17 protein-coding genes and 1 tRNA gene are annotated in these 18,561 nt (G+C 55.1%); 6 read left to right on the forward strand and 12 right to left on the reverse strand.

The features are described from left to right. Positions 1–40: 40 nt before the first annotated feature. The 6 genes from MMC1_RS05425 to purB all read right to left on the reverse strand — a co-directional run bounded on the left by MMC1_RS05425 (position 41) and on the right by purB (position 7,210). The gene (locus tag MMC1_RS05425; protein WP_011712735.1) at positions 41–1,105 is read right to left on the reverse strand and encodes an aminoglycoside phosphotransferase family protein; all 1,065 of its coding nucleotides are present in this window, start codon (positions 1,103–1,105) and stop codon (positions 41–43) included. Then, entirely contained in the window at positions 1,102–1,758 is a 657-nt protein-coding gene (locus MMC1_RS05430; RefSeq protein ID WP_011712736.1) for a hypothetical protein, read from the reverse strand. The genes MMC1_RS05425 and MMC1_RS05430 overlap by 4 nt, the downstream gene beginning before the upstream one ends. A gap of 1 nt (position 1,759) precedes the next feature. After that, positions 1,760–3,286 (reverse strand): PfkB family carbohydrate kinase, encoded by a 1,527-nt coding sequence (locus tag MMC1_RS05435; protein WP_011712737.1) that lies wholly within the window; start codon positions 3,284–3,286, stop codon positions 1,760–1,762. Positions 3,287–3,437: 151 nt separating this feature from the next. Then, positions 3,438–4,427 carry an SDR family oxidoreductase gene (locus MMC1_RS05440; protein ID WP_011712738.1) on the reverse strand — a complete coding sequence of 330 codons (990 nt, stop codon included), beginning with the start codon at positions 4,425–4,427 and terminating at the stop codon, positions 3,438–3,440. A gap of 303 nt (positions 4,428–4,730) precedes the next feature. Continuing rightward, positions 4,731–5,828: a radical SAM protein gene (locus MMC1_RS05445; protein ID WP_011712739.1), complete on the reverse strand. Its 1,098-nt coding sequence runs from the start codon at positions 5,826–5,828 to the stop codon at positions 4,731–4,733. A gap of 5 nt (positions 5,829–5,833) precedes the next feature. Next, on the reverse strand, positions 5,834–7,210 hold the full coding sequence (gene purB, locus MMC1_RS05450; RefSeq protein WP_011712740.1) for an adenylosuccinate lyase: 1,377 nt from the start codon (positions 7,208–7,210) through the stop codon (positions 5,834–5,836). A 260-nt stretch (positions 7,211–7,470) separates the two neighbouring features. On the opposite strand from purB, the gene MMC1_RS05455 reads away from it, so the two are divergent. Further along, entirely contained in the window at positions 7,471–8,145 is a 675-nt protein-coding gene (locus MMC1_RS05455; protein ID WP_011712741.1) for an SCO family protein, read from the forward strand. Further along, positions 8,142–8,783, forward strand: coding sequence for a copper chaperone PCu(A)C (locus MMC1_RS05460; protein ID WP_011712742.1), 642 nt, complete (start codon positions 8,142–8,144; stop codon positions 8,781–8,783). Before MMC1_RS05455 ends, MMC1_RS05460 begins: the two co-directional genes overlap by 4 nt. 104 nt (positions 8,784–8,887) lie before the next feature. On the opposite strand, the gene MMC1_RS05465 is transcribed toward MMC1_RS05460, so the two are convergent. Genes MMC1_RS05465 through MMC1_RS21550 form a run of 3 tightly spaced genes read right to left on the reverse strand, consistent with a single transcriptional unit; the run spans position 8,888 to position 10,459 of the window. Further along, positions 8,888–9,727: a DUF3037 domain-containing protein gene (locus MMC1_RS05465; RefSeq protein ID WP_011712743.1), complete on the reverse strand. Its 840-nt coding sequence runs from the start codon at positions 9,725–9,727 to the stop codon at positions 8,888–8,890. Next, on the reverse strand, positions 9,715–10,017 hold the full coding sequence (locus tag MMC1_RS22500) for a HipA family kinase (RefSeq protein ID WP_407081016.1): 303 nt from the start codon (positions 10,015–10,017) through the stop codon (positions 9,715–9,717). Before MMC1_RS22500 ends, MMC1_RS05465 begins: the two co-directional genes overlap by 13 nt. Continuing rightward, positions 10,007–10,459: a HipA family kinase gene (locus tag MMC1_RS21550; RefSeq protein WP_011712744.1), complete on the reverse strand. Its 453-nt coding sequence runs from the start codon at positions 10,457–10,459 to the stop codon at positions 10,007–10,009. Before MMC1_RS21550 ends, MMC1_RS22500 begins: the two co-directional genes overlap by 11 nt. 855 nt (positions 10,460–11,314) lie before the next feature. Between MMC1_RS21550 and MMC1_RS19650 the strand changes: the two genes are divergently transcribed. The 4 genes from MMC1_RS19650 (at position 11,315) to MMC1_RS05495 (ending at position 16,734) form a co-directional block, all read left to right on the forward strand. Further along, complete coding sequence (locus MMC1_RS19650) at positions 11,315–11,830, forward strand: chemotaxis protein CheW (protein WP_011712746.1); 516 nt, start codon at positions 11,315–11,317, stop codon at positions 11,828–11,830. A gap of 496 nt (positions 11,831–12,326) precedes the next feature. Then, on the forward strand, positions 12,327–15,068 hold the full coding sequence (gene gyrA, locus MMC1_RS05485; protein WP_041640848.1) for a DNA gyrase subunit A: 2,742 nt from the start codon (positions 12,327–12,329) through the stop codon (positions 15,066–15,068). Between the two features lie 2 nt (positions 15,069–15,070). Then, positions 15,071–16,363, forward strand: coding sequence for a serine--tRNA ligase (gene serS / locus MMC1_RS05490; RefSeq protein ID WP_011712748.1), 1,293 nt, complete (start codon positions 15,071–15,073; stop codon positions 16,361–16,363). A gap of 281 nt (positions 16,364–16,644) precedes the next feature. After that, positions 16,645–16,734: transfer RNA gene (locus MMC1_RS05495), tRNA-Ser, on the forward strand. A gap of 207 nt (positions 16,735–16,941) precedes the next feature. Here the strand turns inward: MMC1_RS05495 and hepT are convergent. From hepT to MMC1_RS05510, 3 genes are all read right to left on the reverse strand, one after another. Next, positions 16,942–17,373: a type VII toxin-antitoxin system HepT family RNase toxin gene (hepT, locus tag MMC1_RS05500; RefSeq protein WP_011712749.1), complete on the reverse strand. Its 432-nt coding sequence runs from the start codon at positions 17,371–17,373 to the stop codon at positions 16,942–16,944. Next, positions 17,366–17,764, reverse strand: coding sequence for a type VII toxin-antitoxin system MntA family adenylyltransferase antitoxin (gene mntA, locus MMC1_RS05505; RefSeq protein ID WP_011712750.1), 399 nt, complete (start codon positions 17,762–17,764; stop codon positions 17,366–17,368). The genes hepT and mntA overlap by 8 nt, the downstream gene beginning before the upstream one ends. 73 nt (positions 17,765–17,837) lie before the next feature. After that, on the reverse strand, positions 17,838–18,560 hold the full coding sequence (locus tag MMC1_RS05510; protein WP_011712751.1) for a glutathione S-transferase family protein: 723 nt from the start codon (positions 18,558–18,560) through the stop codon (positions 17,838–17,840). Position 18,561 lies beyond the last annotated feature (1 nt).

The following is an 18,561-nucleotide window of genomic DNA, read 5'->3' on the forward strand; positions in this document are numbered from 1 at the left end:
TGTCAAAGTGGGGGCGTTCAATGGCGGCGCGCATGGTCGCTTAGCTCTCCTGCTCGGGGGGGATGGCGGGATGATAGGTCAGGTGGCAGCCGGTTTTAAGGGTGTCGGCGTAGCGGTGCGCCATGGCCAATTGGGCCTCCAGACGCTGGGCGTTGGCCTGCCCAACTAAGGCCGGGGCCTGTTGGGCCGATGCAATAAACGGGTTGAGCACAATCAGACACCAGATTAACCCATAGAGCGGGTGCATGGTGGCAAATCGTTTGCGAATGTTGTGGTCGCCACTCTCTTCATAAAGTTTGACCGCATGCTCACAAAAGTGGCGGCGCAGCTCTCCGCGTAGGGCCATGGCGGGGTGCCAGAGGGTGTCCGAGGCCAGCTTAACCGGGTCATCCCAGCCAAAATATTCCAGATCCACAAACACAATGCGCCCATCGGGCTGGCGGATGGCATTGTGAAAACCAAAGTCTGAAAAACTCAGGGTGCGCAGGGCGCTGGGTAGGGGATCTTCACAGCTCCACTGCTCCTGAGCACGGGGCAGAAGCTCGTCGGCCAAGCTTTGCAAACGGCGTAAAAAATCATCCAGTCTGGGGTGCTGCTGGCGGGCGTCATCCAGGCGGCGCATGCGTTGGCGGATCTGCCTTCTGGCACCCTCCACATTAAACACCGCATCGGAGGCGGCCACCAGATTGGTGGCTGTGCTGCTGTGCCGCAGTTGATGCAGTTGGGCCATGCAGGCCAGCATCGCATCTATGGTGGCAATGTCGGCGCTCGATTGGCTAATGGGCTCGCCCTCTACCCAGGTAAGCAGCATGCCGTTGGCGGTTGGATCCATGCTCAACAGACGGGGAGAGGGAGAGGGGGGGTGTGCCGCTAAAAACCAGAGCGCGGCGGCCTCTCGCGCCATACGGCCACGCAGATCATTGACGGGGTAGCGTTTTAGGGCGAGCAAACCCTCTTCGGTCTTGACCTTAAACAGGTGGTTATTCCAGCCGCTCTCCCCGACCGGTTGCAGGGCCAAGGGGGGGCGGCCCAGCAGATGTTCCGCCAACTGCCAAGGGTCGTAATCGGCCTGGGCACCGTGCTGTGAGGGGGAGATGTGGGTCATAGCAAGGGGGTGTCCATAGGGGTCAAAGAGACCAAGGGGGCCGTCGCGGCCATAAGGGCTGTTTCTAGCGCAGCCCAACTTGTAAAATGTTGGTACGGGGCTGGGTCGTCACCGCCAGATTGGGGGGCCAAGAGCACCCCTTGGGTTGTGGCGGGAAAGCCCGGATGGGTCAAAACCTCATAAAGATCATCAATAAAAAAATCACACTCAAGCTGGGCAATGCGGGCAATTTTTTCATCTCGGGTGGCCTCAAAATAGACCTGTTGGGGGGTCAGCCCCGGCAGTGTAAAAAATTGGTGGCGTGTCAGCCATGTCAGTGCCCCCTGGCGCAGATCAATGCGCTGGGGATCCTGGCGGGCATATTGGCTCTTATGGCTTACGATCACCAGAGCAAACTGGTGTTGGCTAAACCGTTGCAACGCCAGCCACGCACCCGCTTTGGGCGGGGCCTGCTGCAAGCGGTGGGCGTAGACCTGGGCCTGGAGCCGTTGCCATGTTAATTCGCCCTGGGGTAGCTGGCGGATATGGTCGCGAATGGTGCCCTTATGCCACCCCTCGGCGGGACATTGAGCGGGCAACCAAGGCTGCGCCGCCTGTACAAACAGAGCGTCATAGCAGATAAGGGTGTTATCAAAATCAATGCCGATACGCATGCTATTTAAGCAGTGAAGTGGCAAATTTTAAGAGTGCCTCTGGGGTAACAAAGCTGCGGTTACAGACAATTTGCAGATCCAACGCCGCCGCCGTACTGCCCAAAAAGGCGCCTAGCTCGGTGGCGAGTCCCGCCCGGGCCGCCAGTGCCGCCAAGGTTAAAAAGGCATCTCCCGCCCCGATAATATCCACCACTTGGGTGGCCAGCGCCGGTATGCGCATGGCCTGATCCTGCTCAATATCCAACATCATTGCGCCATTGGTACCCATGGTAATGGACATCTGTTTGGCGTGTACCTGGTGGCCGATCTGCAAGGCGACCGTTTCCAACGGATCACGGCGGTTGTGCGCCGCCAACCGAACCTCTGGCTCATTGAGGGAGACAAAATCCGCACGCCGATAGCGGCTGATCACATGATAACCCCGGTTGCCACTGTTAATCTGGGTATTGACCGCCAGATAGGGGGCCGCGTCACACAGGGCGTCCACCATGGCTGGGCTGATAAAGCCGTTGCCGTAGTCGGGAACCACCACCAAATCATAATCTGGGGCGTGCTGGCGTATCCAGGCGCACAGCCCTTGATCGACCTCCTCTGTTAAAGGGGAGGGGTCGTAGTAGTAGATCTCAAACAGTTTGGCCGTCTCATCCACATAGCGGCGCTTAACCAGGGTTGGCGCCTCTTCATAGTGGAAAAAATGGGGGTGTACATTCTCCTGCAACTGCTGGCGCATAAAGGGTTCATGGGGACAGTTGGGGCCAATACCGGTAAGCAAAGCGACCTCTTTAACAAAACCAGAGAGGTGGTTGGCAATGGCGAGTGAGCCCCCCGCAAAGATCTCTTTATCATTATAACGGGTGGCAATAATATTACCCCCCTTACCGATGGTGCCCATGGGGGTGGTGTAGCAATATTCATCAATAATGGCCTCGCCTACCACCAGCACCTTCATGTCGGCAAAGGTGCGCACCGCATCAATCACCCGCTGTGGCGGCCAGCGCTTTTTAAACTGGTCTAAAAAATCTTTGGTGGCCGGGGGGAAGACATCCAGATAGTCATTAATTAATGAACTGGAGCTAAAGACAATCTCTTCGGTAAAAAAGATTTCGCCGCCATGGACTTCGACCGCGTGGCGTTCTAGGGCGATATTGCCGGTAATATCATCCTTGGCCTGTTTATAGTCCTGTCCTTTAACATAAACATTGGGGCGTACCTTGGTGATGGCGGGTACCGCCGTAAGGTCGTAATTAACCGCCACATAGTCCACATAGGTGAGCGAGGCTAACGATTCCGCACGCAGGTGCTCAGGAAATACCGGGCGGTTGGGGCCTTTGTTGACAAAACCGTCGGCGGTCAAAGTAACCACCAGCACGTCACCCTGCTCACGGGCCCGTTGCAGATGGCGCATGTGACCTGGATGCAGCAGATCAAAGGTGCCATGGCACTGCACAATGCGCTGCCCCTGCATGCGCAGGGTTTGGCACTGAGCCGCTAACTGATCAAGGGTTAACACTTTGAGTGAAGGTGCCATGTTCGCCTGTTTCAATCCATGCCGTCCGTTTAAAAGGTGGGCGTAACTAACGCTCTACGGTTGTTATCGGTTGATCAACGCTCAAGTTAAGCAAAAAATCGCGCCCCGTTGCCGGCCCCTGCTGCGGATGCCGAAAAACGGGGGTGTCGGTTCAAGGGGTGCCGAGATGCTTAAACCAGGAGGCGGTGGCTGTGGCAATCGAGGCGGGCTCCCATACCGGGGCATCACGCCAATCGTCAATACAAGCCAGCATATTGGCCACCCCCTGCTCAAAGCTAACCTGGGCTTGCCAGTTGAGCTTGGCGTGGATTTTACGGGTATCGGCAAAGGTGCAATCGGGCTCGCCTGGGCGTTTGGGAATATAGGTGATCTCGCCCCCCAGTAGCTCCACCAAGCGGTTGATGGTCTGGTGGCCGCCACTGCCCACATTAAAGGCTTCGCCTACCCACGTCGACTGGGCCGCCGCATAAAAGGCCGCACACACATCGGTTACATAGGTAAAGTCGCGGCTCTGTTGGCCATCCCCGACCACCGTATAGGGTTTGTTGTTTAAACGTTGCGCCAAGAAGACCCCAAAGACCGCACCATAGGCCCCGGTGGTACGGGAGCGCGGACCATAAACATTAAACATACGCAAGGAGAGGTTGGGCATTTTATAGACATTGGCCCAGTGTAGCACCAGCTCTTCACCCATATATTTGGTTAGGGCGTAGGGGTATTGGGGCTGAATGGGGCTCTCTTCCGGGGTGGGATAGAGCTCGGGAATGCCATAGGAGGAGGAAGAAGCCGCATAAACCAGCCGCTTGGCTTGGTTGCGGCGGGCAAACTCCAGCACATTGAGGGTGCCGTGCACATTGACCTCAAAATAGGTCGTGGGGTTCTCTACCGAGGGCACAATATCCGCCAGCCCCGCCAGATGAAAAACCCACTCCACCCCCTGAAACGGCGTTACCAGCGTTTCAGGATCGCGAATATCCCCTTCGTAGAGGGTAAACTTGGGGTGGTTGATGAGGTGCGCCACATTGGCCCGGCGTCCGGTGGAAAAATTATCCAAGGCGCGCACGGTGTGGCCCTGCTCAAGGAGCATTTCGCAGAGATGGCTACCGATAAAACCAGCACCACCTGTTACCAGAGCGATCATAAAGATTCCCTCGTGCCGTATAACGAGCCCCGCCAAAATAGCGTGTAGGTGAGTCTTGAATTCCTGTGCATAAACATCCCCCAAGAGTGCGTTCTTTAGGCGATATTGTCAAAGGTTGCCAGAGACCAATCTTCTATTTCATGTCCGTTTTTGGCGGTTTTTCCATGACTAGACAGGGTTTGCCAGTGGATTTATGCCCCACAGACTGTTTTTCACAGGGGGGGTGGGGCTGCTCTTCGAAGGGGCACGGGGATTGTTCGATGCACCTTGCACCCAGCGGGTGCGGTTTGTTAGAGAGGGGCGTTAAATAAAGTTAATGTGGGGCACCCCTTGCTCCAACTGATGCAGATAGCGGTTGACGGCATCCATGCGGCAGTTGCTGCGGCACTGGCTGATATCCAGCGACTCCCGCACATAGTGCCAACCAGCATGACGTTTTTCCCCTTCCCAAATGGTTTTAAAGTCATGCTCATTGAGGTTGCCATACTCAAAATGCTTATCCAACAAAAAGGCGCTACAGCCAGAGACGGTGCCATCGGCCATGACATAGGCCCATAGATAGGGGGTGGCTTTGCATTGGGTGTAGCGGTTTTCATCGCGATACTTTTGCATGGTCGCGCGGCGAAAAATAAGCTGAAACTGCGCACTGTTTAGCTCCGCCAAGGGGGCTTCCAGATCCATTAAAGCCTGGTAGTCGAGCCCAGCATAACGGCGGGTTTCGCTAAACATATGTTGGGAATAGGGCTTGACCACCAGATAGTCCAGCCCAATCTCATCCCGGCAGAGGCGCCCCAGTTGGGCCATTTCATGGGCATTTTCCGGCAGCAGCAGCGCTTGTGCCCCCAATGTAACCCCATATCCTCCCGCCCGTCTGGCCGCTACCATGGCCTTGAGGTTCTCCACCACCTTATTAAAATCCGCCGCTTTGGTCTGGTGGATCTGCGCATAGTTTTCCGCACTGCCCGCATTGATGGATGCCTTGATCCAGGAGAGGGTAGGCAGTGCTTTATCCAAAAAATCCATCGGCAACACGGTGGCGTTGGTGGTTAAGGCGGTGTCGATACCGGCGGCTTTGGTATCCAGCAAGATCTCGCTGATGCGCTTGTGTAAGAGGGGTTCCCCCTCCCCGGCGTACATGATGGATTTAATGCCCAACGCCCCCATTTGTGGCAGGCGGGCTTTCATCATATCGGCATCCAGCTTGTTGGCGCTGTTATAGCCAATATAGTCCACCGCGCAAAAGGTGCAGCGATGGTTGCACGCCCCCATGGGGGAGATCTCCATATAGATGGGGTAGATGGATTTGGCCGTTTCCCACTGGTTTTGACCGGTCAAGAGTTGCGCCACCCGTAGGGGGTGGTAGCTGAGTTTATGGCTGTCAATGCCGTAGCGGTCGGCCATGGGGGTTAGCCTTCCAACCGATCGGTGAGCTCTTTGGCCAAGCCGATATAGGTGGCTGGGGTCATCTCCATAAGGGCCTGTTTGGCGTGATCGGGGATCTCCAATTTGGCTACAAAGGCCTGCATAATCCCTTGGTCCACCCGTTGACCACGGGTAAGCTCCTTGAGTTTTTCATACGGCTGTTCAATACCATAGCGGCGCATGACGGTCTGAATGGGTTCCGCCAATACTTCCCAGTTGGCATCTAGGTCATCGAGCAGGCGCGATGCATTAGCCTCTAATTTGCCGATCCCCTTGAGTGCCGATTGCAGCGCCAGCAGGGTATAACCAAAGCCTACCCCCATGTTGCGTAACACGGTAGAGTCGGTCAGATCCCGTTGAAAACGGCTGATGGGCAGTTTGAGGGCCAGATGGTCCAACATGGCGTTGGCCATGCCCAGGTTGCCCTCGGCATTTTCAAAGTCGATGGGGTTAACCTTGTGGGGCATGGTGGAGGAGCCGATTTCACCGGCCACGGTGCGCTGTTTAAAGAATCCCCAAGAGATATAACCCCAGACATCCCGGCAAAAATCGATCAGGATGGTGTTAAAGCGAATCAGCGCATGGAACAGTTCGGCCATGCCATCATGGGGTTCAATTTGGGTGGTAAAGGGTTGCCATGTTAGGCCCAGGCTCTCCACAAAAGCTTGGGCGAAGCGGGGCCAGTCCACCTCGGGATAGGCACTGACATGGGCATTAAAATTCCCCACCGCACCGTTGATTTTGCCGGGGATTGCCACTTGGGCAAACTGGTTGCGGGCCCGTTTAAGGCGATCGGCCACGTTGGCCATCTCTTTACCCAAGGTGGTGGGCGAGGCGGGTTGACCATGGGTGCGCGACAGCATGGGCAGATCCCGATAGCGTTTGGCCAAGAGGGTCACGGCCTCCACCACGTGGTCCATCTGGGGCAGTAGCACCGCTTGCCGGGCACCTTGCAGCATCAAACCGTGAGAGAGGTTGTTGATATCTTCAGAGGTGCAGGCAAAATGGATAAACTCGCTAACCGAGGCGATCTCACTGGTGGCGACTGACTCTTTAAGGTAGTACTCAACCGCCTTGACATCATGGTTGGTGGTGGCCTCAATATCCTTAATGCGCTGGGCACCTGTTTCGTCGAAGGCATCGGCCAAGTGATCCAACTGGGCCATGGCGGCGGCGGAGAAGGGGGGAACCTCAGGAATGCCCGGCTCTTGAGAGAGGGCCTGTAACCAGCGAATCTCCACCAGCACACGGGCGTGTATTAAGCCAAATTCGGAAAAATGGGCGCGCAGGTCGGCGGTTTTGCTGCCGTAGCGGCCATCCAAGGGGGAGAGCGCGGTAAGGGCGGAGAGCTGCAAAGCCATGGGGGATACCTTTTTTGAGTGCATAAAAGCCAATAAACAGGGGGTGCGACCCCTCTTGCTACCTGTCGGCACGGTTCCTGCCCTGGTGGGTAGAGAGGCAACGGCAGCAAAAGCGTCATTTTAACCCGCTTTGGTGCGAGTTTCCACCATTGAGGTGGGGTAGGGAAGCGCTTTTGTTCCAACCTCTTAAAAAGAAGCCTCTGTTCATGGTCTGGGCTTGAGCGGAGGGTGCGCCCCAACCCATATAAAGGAAAAGCTGAATGAAAAGTGTGGCAAACGGCTTAAAGAGGTGGGGCATTTGGCCCATCTTAGGGCTATTCATGGGGCTGCTGTTGGTGGCTTGTTCGCAGCCCGCTGAAAAAAAGGGGGCGCCGCAGTGGGTGGCGGTGCCCGCAGCGCTAAAGGGCATCGCTTTGCAAGGGCCGCGTCCTGTGACCCAGTTTCAGTTGGTGGATGAGCAGGGGCAGCCTTTTGATCAGAGTCGCCTGTTGGGCAAGTGGTCGCTGATTTTTTTTGGTTACACCTACTGTCCAGATGTCTGCCCGACCTCGCTTACCCTGCTGGCGGAGATGTTTGAGCTTATGGGGGCGCAACAGCTGGCGGAGGCGTATCAGGGGCTTTTTATCAGTGTGGATCCGCAGCGGGATTCGGTGGAGTTGCTTAAAGAGTACACCGGCTATTTTCACTCGGCCATTATGGGGGTCACGGGCACGCCAGCGGCCATTGCAGGGGTGGCGGGGCAGATGGGCGCGTTGTATTATCGCGAGCCTGGGCGTTCGGATACCGATTATCTTATCTCCCACAGTGCGAAGTTGCATGTGGTTAATCCTGCTGGGCAGTTGGTGGCGCTGCTCCCGAGCGAACGCTCGCCTGAGGCGCTGGTTGAGCTGTTAAAAACACTTAAAACAATGAAAATAAAGGATGTTAAACCATGATCAAAGCAATGCTGCGGGTGGTGATGCTGCTGTTAAGTGGGGTTGGTGTGGCGCAGGCGCAAGCCCCGGCCAATGCCATGATGGTCTCTGATGGTTGGGTGCGGGAGATGCCTGCCAATATGCGCATGAGTGCGGCTTTTATGGTGTTGATGAACCACAGCATGGATGCGGTATCTTTGTTAAAAGCCAGTTCCCCGCAGTTTGAGCGGGTGGAGTTGCACCGTTCCATGCCGGTGGATGGGGTGATGCGTATGGTGGAGCAGTCGCGCATACCGGTACCGGCCCAGGGCAAGACCATTCTCAAGCCCGGCGATTGGCATGTGATGTTGATGATGGGTAAGGCCGCCCTGAAAGCGGGGGATACGGTGGATTTAACCTTAAGCTTTGATAATGGGCAGGAGCTAAGTTTGGTGGTGCCGGTGAAAAAGATGCCCAGCCACGCAGGCATGGTGCCCCCCAGCGCGGCGGGCCATGGCATGCTGCATCAGGGTCATGAGATGATGCAGCAGGGTCATAATATGATGGAGCAGGGGCAGCAGCAGATGATGGATCACAGCATGATGGGGCATCAAGGCATGCAACATGGGATGGAGCAGGCCGGTGAGGCCGCCAAGGGGTCTATGCCCGCCATGCAGTAATCTGTTGGGGTAAGCCGTGATAAAAAACCAGCCTACGGGCTGGTTTTTTTGTGGGCCAGTCAATCCACGGCAAAAGTGCTTGGATAACAAAATGGAACAAACAATCAAGCTCCTGCAAAAGCAAGAACTCTATCTCGATTCGTGTGGTTCACAACTTCGATCCCTGTATGTTTCAAGCAATCTACAGCTTTTTCAAAGGCAGCGTACCGTTTCTCATCCATTTGATCGGGGCCAGAGACTGAAAACAGGACTTTTTCAGGAAGTGTTTTGCGGCGACTGAGTTCGGTTAGGCGAAAAGCCCATGTTCCACCGTGATCAATAATTTTGCTTGGTTTAGATTGAGCCAGATGCAAAGGCTTGATTATTTTTACAGGGGTATCATGATCAACTTGAACAAATGGAAATGTGGCGTGATACTCAGCATCTCCAATAGGCATTTTGTGAAAGCGATCTCCAAGTTGCACCCGAGAAAGCCATTTTCGCATCCCTTTTTCAAGCACACACTCTTCATACTGTTTGGTGATAAAATTACGCTCTACATAAAAAGCAAAAAGATCATTTAGTTTTTGTTTTGGATCTTCTGTCAGTACGATTCTAGGTTCTGCATATCGAATGATGCCTTCACGTGGCCTGACAATCTCCCCAAACATTTCCCTCACGAAATCTGCCGTGACATTTTTTGTTCTACCATAAAAATCGTGGTCATTTAATAACCGTTGCACGCGCTCGAATTCACCTTTAAGTGCATGTAATGATGCACAGTAAATCTGTGGATCAAGTTCATCAAAAAAGTGAGTAATTCTGGCGTAACGACGGGTTTCCAGGTTAAAAGCGAAAAAGCGCTGATCTGGAGCTATCATAAGGATACCCACATTGGCAAACTCGCCAGTTTCTACAAAGGGCGCAAACCGTACAATAGTATATTGGCAGGCTATTTTTTCCATAGCGGGTCCCAAAAGTCATCTGATCGGCATTTTGACAAAATGTTGTGTGCCACAGATAGATCAAAGTTCACAGGGTCGGTATAGCTTTCATCGCGGAACTTCCAATCCTCTGGAATGGTGGCCACTATGACATTCCATTCCGCTAATGCCTTAGCGAGCTTCCGAGTGTACATATCCCTGAGGAAATTGTCACGAAAAACGAGCTTGCCACATTCTCTAAAGGCTTGATAATCCATGAATTTGCCTTGATCAAACCCGTCATCAAAGGCTAAATTATGATCAATAATGATAAGTTCTTTGGACGCCGATTTCCAAAGTTAAGTTAGGGTTCCCTCCGTATTGAGACAATGTTCTGTCCTCATTGCGGATCCACCAATCAAAAACAAAAATATCTTGTTGCACATGGTCGGGTACCTCTGTCATCGACTGGGCAGTGAGTTCCATTGCTTGTTGGTGGATTGATCCAAATGCTGGTCCGGTGCCCAGATCACGCCATTTACCCTCAGGAATGGATGAAATCAACGCTTCGGGGATGAGCACTGTCTCAAATGGGGCAATGGGCAAGCCTAGGGAAACCCCAAGATTTCCTGCAATCCATTCACACAGCAGTGATCGTTTACCGGCTCCGTGTCCCTTCACAAAATAGAGCTTATTATTATTACCACGGCAGATAAAAGGCCTTGTAACGCCTTGTTCTGATCGTTCAAGAACTTCGACTATTTCAGTAATCAATGTGTAGCCCTTGTAATCGTTTTTTGGAAAGAATTTGATTGGCGATCATCAACCTACTTTATCTCGCTAGACGGCGTTTTGATTTAGGGTTTGATTGGGTGACGTTGGAGGTGCGCGCCTCATATAGAGTATAGAGTAAGGGCGTGACGATAATAAAGTACGTCTTTTATCCCAATTTGCAACGCGCGATTCTCATTCAGCGGTTCCGCATCAAATGAGTTATCTTTAAGCATTAATATTTTTCAAATGGATAAGTCTATTTATTAAAGGTCTTTCCGTAACATGATGTAAAAAGGTGTTGCGGGTCGGCGCTGGCTGGGGCGGCGTGGGTATGGTGCGGTAAGAGCTCGGTTTGACCTGCTGTGTGGCTGGGCGTCGCAAGGGTTGGGGGCGAAAATACCCTCCCGTCAGCACGCTGCCGGGGCGCATCTGCCCTGTGGTGAACCTGCTGGCCACAGGCTGCACCCAAGGCCCGCTGGGGCTACCCAGGCACGCTGTTTTCAGGGTGCCCTCCAGCTGCGGCGTTAGGTTGCTGAAAAGGTGCGGCGACAGCACGCACGCTGCTTGCAGCGGGCATGGTTATGCTGTTAGAGTAGGGCGCATGGTGTTAGCGGTTTTCTATCGGTTTTTTTGGAGTCGGACCCCTCAAGGGGGATCGTTCCATAACCGGCCTTGCGTGGCAGCTCCCTCTCTTAAGGGGGTGCGTCATAAACCGCTCGGGGGAGAGCAAGCCTGCTCCCCAGCGGGTTTGCCCGTGATCCGGCACCACCCTTTGCGCGCTTTTGCTGGGCTCTTTCACAGCCTGTTCTCTGTGAAAGATCTCTCGCTATAATCAGGTTTTAAGGAGTCTAGCGGATGGTTCTGTGCACGTTTCGCCTGGGTGATGTGAGTATGGGCATCGATATCCGTATGGTGCAGGAGATCAAGCGCTGCTACGGGAGCACCCCCGTACCAGGCTCCCCCAACTATATTCGCGGCATGCTCAATAACCGGGGCCGGGTCACAACCCTCTACGATCTGCGTAACCGCCTCGGCTGGCTCGGGGGCAGTGAAGAAGAGTCCAGTGACCCCCGTAAAGAGTTCGCTATCATCCTGAAAACCCGTAGCCATGTGCGCCAAATCGACGAAGAACTGGCCCATACTACTGTGTTCTGGAACGATTCCGTCGCCCTGATCGTGGATCAGTTGGGCGGCGTGTTAGAGGTCTCTGGTCAACAATTGCGCCCCTCCCCAGCCAATATGGCGGGGATCTCCGCCCAATTTATCAGCGCGGTGGTGCAACAACAAAAAGATCTGCTGGTCATCCTGGATGTGCCCCACATTCTCGGCTTTGATCCCCAGGAAGAGATTAAAAAATTGGCCGAGGTCTAAACAGGGTCCGCTCACCAGAGAGACGGGGCGCCTGTTTGGCCCAACGACCCCCCGTAAGGTGCCCGGCGCTTGCTTGATGGCGTTAAACGAACTGCGGGAACGTAAAAGCGCTTTTGGGCCCAACCCTAAAGAGGGGGTCGTGCTTGCCCGTGACCTCTTCAGGCGTCTCTATGGTTGCATGGGGGAGGCTCTGTTGGTTAAGCGACCCCTTCTGCGTTACAAGGGATAAGCCCTGCGCGACTAAAGGGGGTGTTGGCCCCATTTATCGCTCCGCCATGGGGCGCTGCCAAAAGCCATGGCGGGTGAAAAGACCTGCTTTGGGCCTCTCCTGCCCGATTTTTCCCTGTTAAGCTTCGTCAAAAGCGCACTAAGCCAGCTTGTCAGCCCTGGGTTGATGGGCTGGTTTGGTGTATAATGCCGGTTTCAAAAACTGGCCCATTTGGATTCTGTGCCCTCTCCTGCATAGAGTACGCCGCAGGGTGAACAAAGGATGACCATGAGCGATACCACCCCCACCGCAGAACGGCTCCCAATCAATATTGAAGATGAAATGCAACGTTCCTACCTGGATTACGCCATGAGCGTAATCGTAGGACGCGCCCTGCCCGATGTGCGAGACGGCTTAAAGCCGGTCCATCGTCGGGTGCTCTTTGCCATGCGAGAGCTGGGTAACGAATGGAACCGCTCCTATAAAAAATCGGCCCGCGTGGTCGGTGACGTGATCGGTAAATATCACCCCCATGGTGACTCTGCCGTGTATGACACCATCGTACGCATGGCACAGGATTTCTCCATGCGCCACCTGCTGGTGGATGGTCAGGGCAACTTTGGCTCGGTGGATGGCGACTCCGCCGCCGCCATGCGTTATACCGAAGTGCGCATGACCCGGCTGGCTTCCGAGTTGCTGGCGGATATTGATAAAGAGACAGTCGCCTTTGGCCCCAACTACGATGGCTCACTTAAAGAGCCCGAAGTGCTGCCCGCCAAATATCCCAACCTGCTGGTCAATGGCTCATCGGGCATCGCGGTGGGCATGGCCACCAACATCCCCCCCCATAACCTGGGGGAGGTCATCGACGCGACCTGCGCCCTGATTGATGATCCCGAGTTAGACCCCCGCGCCTTAATGCAGTATATCCCCGGTCCAGACTTTCCTACCGGGGGCTCGATCCATGGCCAAGCGGGCATCGTGTCGGGCTATGAGACGGGGCGGGGCTCGGTGATCATCCGCGCTAAAACGGTCATTGAAACCCGTAAAGATGGCAAAGAGACCATCTTGGTGCATGAGTTGCCCTATCAGGTCAACAAGGCCAAGCTGGTGGAGCGCATCGCCGAACTGGTGCGCGAAAAAAAGGTGACGGGTATCTCCGACCTGCGGGATGAGTCCGACCGCGAAGGGATGCGGGTGGTGATCGAGATCAAACGGGATCACCAAGCGGATGTGGTGCTCAACCAACTCTTTAAACATACCGCCATGCAGAGCAGTTTTGGCATCAACGCCCTGGCGTTGGTGGATGGACGGCCTGTGACGTTGAGTTTAAAAGCCTTTTTGGTGGCCTTTCTCAAACACCGTCGCGAGGTGGTAACCCGACGCACCATATTTGAACTCAACAAGGCCCAAGCCCGTGCCCATATTTTGGAGGGTCTGGCGGTCGCTTTGGCCAATATTGACCGCATTATTGCCTTGATCCGCGCGGCAAAAACATCGGCAGAGGCCAAAGAGGGCTTGATGGCCGAACGGTGGGAGCGCGGCCCGGTGGAGGCGATGCTGGCCCGTGCCTTGGGTGAAAATGATGTGCGCTCCGCGCAGTTTGTGGAGGGGGGGTATACCCTTTCGGCGGATCAGGCCCAGGCGATTTTGGATATGCGTCTGCACCGCTTGACTGGCCTGGAGACAGAGAAGATCCATGAGGAGTTTGAAGAGATCTTAAAAGAGATCGCCTACCTTAAAGGGATTTTGGCCTCTGACGGTGTGTTGATGGATGTGATCCGCCAGGAGCTGTTGGAAATTAAAGAGCGCTATGCCAACCCACGCCGCACCCTGATTGTTGAGGCGGTAGGGGATTTCTCCATTGCCGACCTGATCCCGGAAGAGGAGATGGTGGTAACGGTCAGTCATGGCGGTTATATCAAGCGGCAGCCCAGCTTGGCTTATCAGGCGCAGCGCCGTGGTGGCAAGGGTAAGAGTGCCACTGGGGTTAAGGATGAGGATTTTGTGGAGCAGATGTTTGTGGCATCGACCCACGATACCATCTTCCTGTTTACCGATACGGGGCGGGTGTTTAAGCTTAAAGTGTATGAAATTCCTTCGGGCAGTCGTCTCTCGCGGGGTAAGGCTATCGTCAACCTGTTGCAGCTCGAAGAGGGCGAAAAGGTGCGTCAGATTGTGCCCATTCCCGTGGCCGAGGCCGAGTGGGGGAGCTGGGATCTGCTGTTTGCCACCCGTCGTGGTTTAATTAAAAAGACGGTGCTCTCCAACTACGCCAACATTCGCACCACCGGCATACGCGCCATTAATCTGTTGGAGATTGATGATCTCATTGGGGTAGCATTGCTGCCGAGCAGTGGGGATGCGGAGTTGCCTGAGGGGGACGAAGGGGTGGATGAAGAGCTGCCCGAGGATGAGAGCAGCGCGGATGCCGCGCCAGGGCGCATCATGCTGTTTGCCCAGGGTGGTAAGGCTGTGCGCTTTGCCGATGAGAAGGTGCGGCGGGTTGGACGTGTCTCCCAGGGGGTGCGTGGTATGCGCCTTAAAGGTGAGGATGGGGTGATTGCCTTAACCGTGATTGATGGTGAGGCGGTGGGGCAACTGCTGACCATTACCGAAAAGGGGTATGGCAAACGTAGTGACCTGAGCCAATATCCCACCAAGGGGCGGGGTACGCAGGGCGTGATCGGCATGGATGTGCGGGATAAGACCGGCAATGTGGTGAGTGCGCTGGTGGTGGATGAGCAAGATGAGGTGATGGTGATTACCGACCAGGGTACGGTACTGCGTACCAAGGTGGACTCCATTCGTGTTGCGGGTCGTGCCACCATGGGGGTGCGGGTGCTCAATGTGGCTGAGGGTGAGCGGGTGGTTTCGGTGGCGCGTCTGGCTGAGGCGGAAGAGGTGGACGCCTTTGATGAAGAGGGCGAACCCATAGCCCCCCTAACCGAGGGCGATGCGTTGGGTGAAGATGGTGTGGCGGACGATGGTGTGGCTGATGCGTCTGCATCCGAGGAAGAGGGAGCTTAACTGTGCTGGATATCAAACGCATTCGTACTGAAACCGATGCTGTTGAGGCAGCATTGCAACGTCGTGGTGGTGCGGTGGACCTAAACGCCTTTCGTGCGTTGGAGGGGCGTAAGCGCACCATTCAAACAGAGGTGGAGCAGTTGCAGTCCCAGCGCAACACGCTGTCTAAGGAGATTGGTCAGCGCAAGGCGGCCAGAGAGGATGCCAGCGATCTGTTTGAGCAGATGCAGCGTGTGGGGCCGCGTCTCAAAGAGCTAGAGAGCGTGTTGGCCGAGTTGGAAGGGCAGGTGGAGGCCATTATTGTGGCGCTGCCCAACACGCCCCACAGCTCGGTGCCCGATGGCCTGGGTGAGCAGGATAATGTCGAGGTACGGCGTTGGTCCCCCAGCGGGGGTGAGGGGGGTGATCCCCAGGTGCTGGGCTTTGAGGCGAAGAATCACTGGGAGATTGGTGAGGCGCTGGGGATTTTGGATTTTGAGGCTGGCGCGGCGGTAGCGGGTTCGCGTTTTACGGTCTTTAAGGGGGTGGGGGCACGGCTTTCGCGGGCCTTAGCCAACTATATGTTGGATTTGCACACCGGTTCCCATGGTTATCAAGAGATTTTGCCGCCGGTTTTGACCAATGCGGAGTGTCTGTTTGGTACGGGGCAGTTGCCCAAATTTGAAGAGGATCTGTTTCGCACCCGGGATGATGCCTATTATATGATTCCCACTGCCGAGGTGCCGGTTACAAACCTGGTGCGGGAGCAGATTTTGGAAGATAGCCAACTGCCCATGCGCATGACGGCGTGGACCAACTGTTTTCGTCGCGAGGCGGGTTCGGCGGGCAAGGATACGCGGGGTTTGATCCGGCAACACCAGTTTGACAAGGTAGAGTTGGTGCAGATTCGCCGCCCAGAGGAGAGCTATGCGGCGTTGGAGGAGTTGACCGGCCACGCGGAGCAGGTATTAAAGGGGCTGGGTTTACCGTTTCGCACGGTGGTGTTGTGTAGTGGGGATATGGGGTTTGGTGCCAGCAAGACCTATGATATTGAGGTGTGGCTGCCGGGGCAGGGTAAATATCGTGAGATCTCATCCTGTTCGAATACGGAGGATTTTCAAGCGCGGCGCATGAAAGCGCGTTTTCGGCGCGAGGCCAAGGGCAAGCCGGAGTTGGTGCACACCTTAAATGGTTCGGGTGTGGCGGTGGGTCGGGCGTTGGTAGCGGTTTTGGAGAACTACCAACAGGCCGATGGCCGTGTGGTGGTACCAGAGGTGTTGCGTCCTTATATGGGTGGGCTAGAGATCATTGGCTAGGTAGGGTGTGTTTGCAGGGAGCCTTGCCCATGGTGATGGCCCATCTGCGCTTATGTTGACCATGAGCGGTGGCACGGATGGTTGCCCATGGGTGACGGACAAGCTGGGGAACAGGTTTTTCCCTATTCAAACCGGGTGCGCTTAAACCTTGTTGGTCTCTCTTGGTGGGGTTTGGGGGTGTTGTGGGATGTATGGGGGAGATGTTCTAAAAATTGTGGAGATTATTGGGCAAAGGGGTTGCCAACCTAGCCCCCAATTGTGGTATATGTAGGTTCCGCAAAGGAAGGGTGGCAGAGCCCGGTTGAATGCACTGGTCTTGAAAACCAGCGACCCGCAAGGGTCCGTGGGTTCGAATCCCACCCCTTCCGCCATTATACAATTCAGGCCCGTTCATAACGGGCCTTTTTTGTGCCTAAATACAGGGTTTTGATAGGTTGCAGCGTCCGCACACGTCCGTTTCTGTTCGCATAAATCCGCTATTTTTTAGCGGGAATGCTGCATCACAGACCAGGGTGGTGTAAGCGGCTTTATAGGGCGGGGAAGTCGTGTCGACGGTTGATCGTAAGGGGCGGAGGCGATCATGGCGCAGGTGCTGCTCCGGTGTGGTGCTTAAGGATGGTTTGGGTAAAAACCAGCAATTCATCAAGATGTTGGGTGATGATGGCGACGGTAATGGGCAGTTGTAGCGTTTGGTAGTCATGTACGGCAATGTTGCGAAAGCCGACCATGCGTTTGAGCGAATCAGCCAGTTGGGTGGTGATCCAGCCAGCTTGGGCCAGCAACTCAAAAACATGGCGCGCCCCCTGGGGGATGCCTAGGCGTTCCCGGCGAATGAGGTGCTGCCCGGCGTCCAGAGCGGCTTCGCAGGCGCGTTGAATGTTGAGAATGGCGGCGTCTTGGCGGGTAAAATCCTGGGCGAAGGTCTCCGGGTTTTTGTTGTACTCTTCCCGAGCACGCGCCACGCAGCGCTCAATCGTGGCGGATTTATTAAGCAGCACATCATCAACCATGGATGGTTCCTTCTCGTTGAATCCTTTCCAGGAGTGGTGCGCGGGCTTCATCCAGGGCCGTTTTTTCGCTGAGAATAAAGCTCTCGTAGAGGGCAGGCTGATGATCCTTTTCCCAAATCCGCCGACCGGTGGTGATAATCTGGTATTGCATAACGGTGGTGGCGGCGCGTAGGTCCAGCAGATCCACCGGGTAGCCAACGCGCTCTGCCACCTTATCCCCCAGCTGCCATAGAGTTAACGGATCTGCTTTACCCGGCAGCAGCAGCGCCAAATCCAGATCGCTCTCTGGGTTGGCTGTACCACTGGCGTGGCTGCCGAACAGATAGAGTGCCATGAGTTCTGGCAGGCTCTGTTGCAGCAGTTGGGTTATCTCTGCGAGGGGTAATGGCATTGTCACAGGCCCGAGGGGTGCCAAAAGAGGTTCATACCGCTTTTAGTTGATCGTCGAGCCTATGATACACTTTTCATAGAGTGGTTGGAATTGGCTTTATGTGGCTGCTCTGTTGCACGTTGGGTAACTTCTCGCAGCCACGCTCAGCATAGGAGGGGCTTAATGAATAGCCTTCTTCACGCACTACCTGCTGCACCTTGGGGCGCTGAAGCATGCACGCTAGGTGGGCACGACACGCTGTGGGCATGGGCAACCCAATACGATCTGCCCAAAAAGTGACGTAAAACAGGGCTGCGTCGGCGATGCTAAAAGAACCAAAGAGATAGGGGCCCTGGGCCGCCAGCCGTTGCGCCAGAATCGCAAAACCCTGAGCCACCAGCTCACGCCCGGCTTGCTGAATCTGCGCATCACTGTTCTCTCCATGGTGATACTTCTCTGGGGTGAAAATGCGGGTAAAACCTTGACCATGCACCGTGGCCGTAATGTGGTTCACCACCTCCAATACCGCCGCTTGTTGAAAGGGATTTTCCGGTAGCAGCTTGGCTTTTGGATGGGTGGTCGCCAGCCACCAAGCAATGGCCGTAAAATCGGCCAATACCTGGGGGGGCTCTGGCGGCGTGTGGGCGGTGACGAGCACCGGGATGGTGCCCTTGGGATTAAGGGCAAGATAGGCCGCTGTCTGGTGCTCTCCCGCCGGTAGGTTTACAATGTGTGCCGCAAAAAGGAGATCTAACTCCTCTAATAAAATATGGATGCCGGTGGAGCACGAACCAGGGGTCATATAAAAGTGCATCATG

This window comes from Magnetococcus marinus MC-1 (assembly GCF_000014865.1).
GTDB classification, from domain to species: domain Bacteria; phylum Pseudomonadota; class Magnetococcia; order Magnetococcales; family Magnetococcaceae; genus Magnetococcus; species Magnetococcus marinus.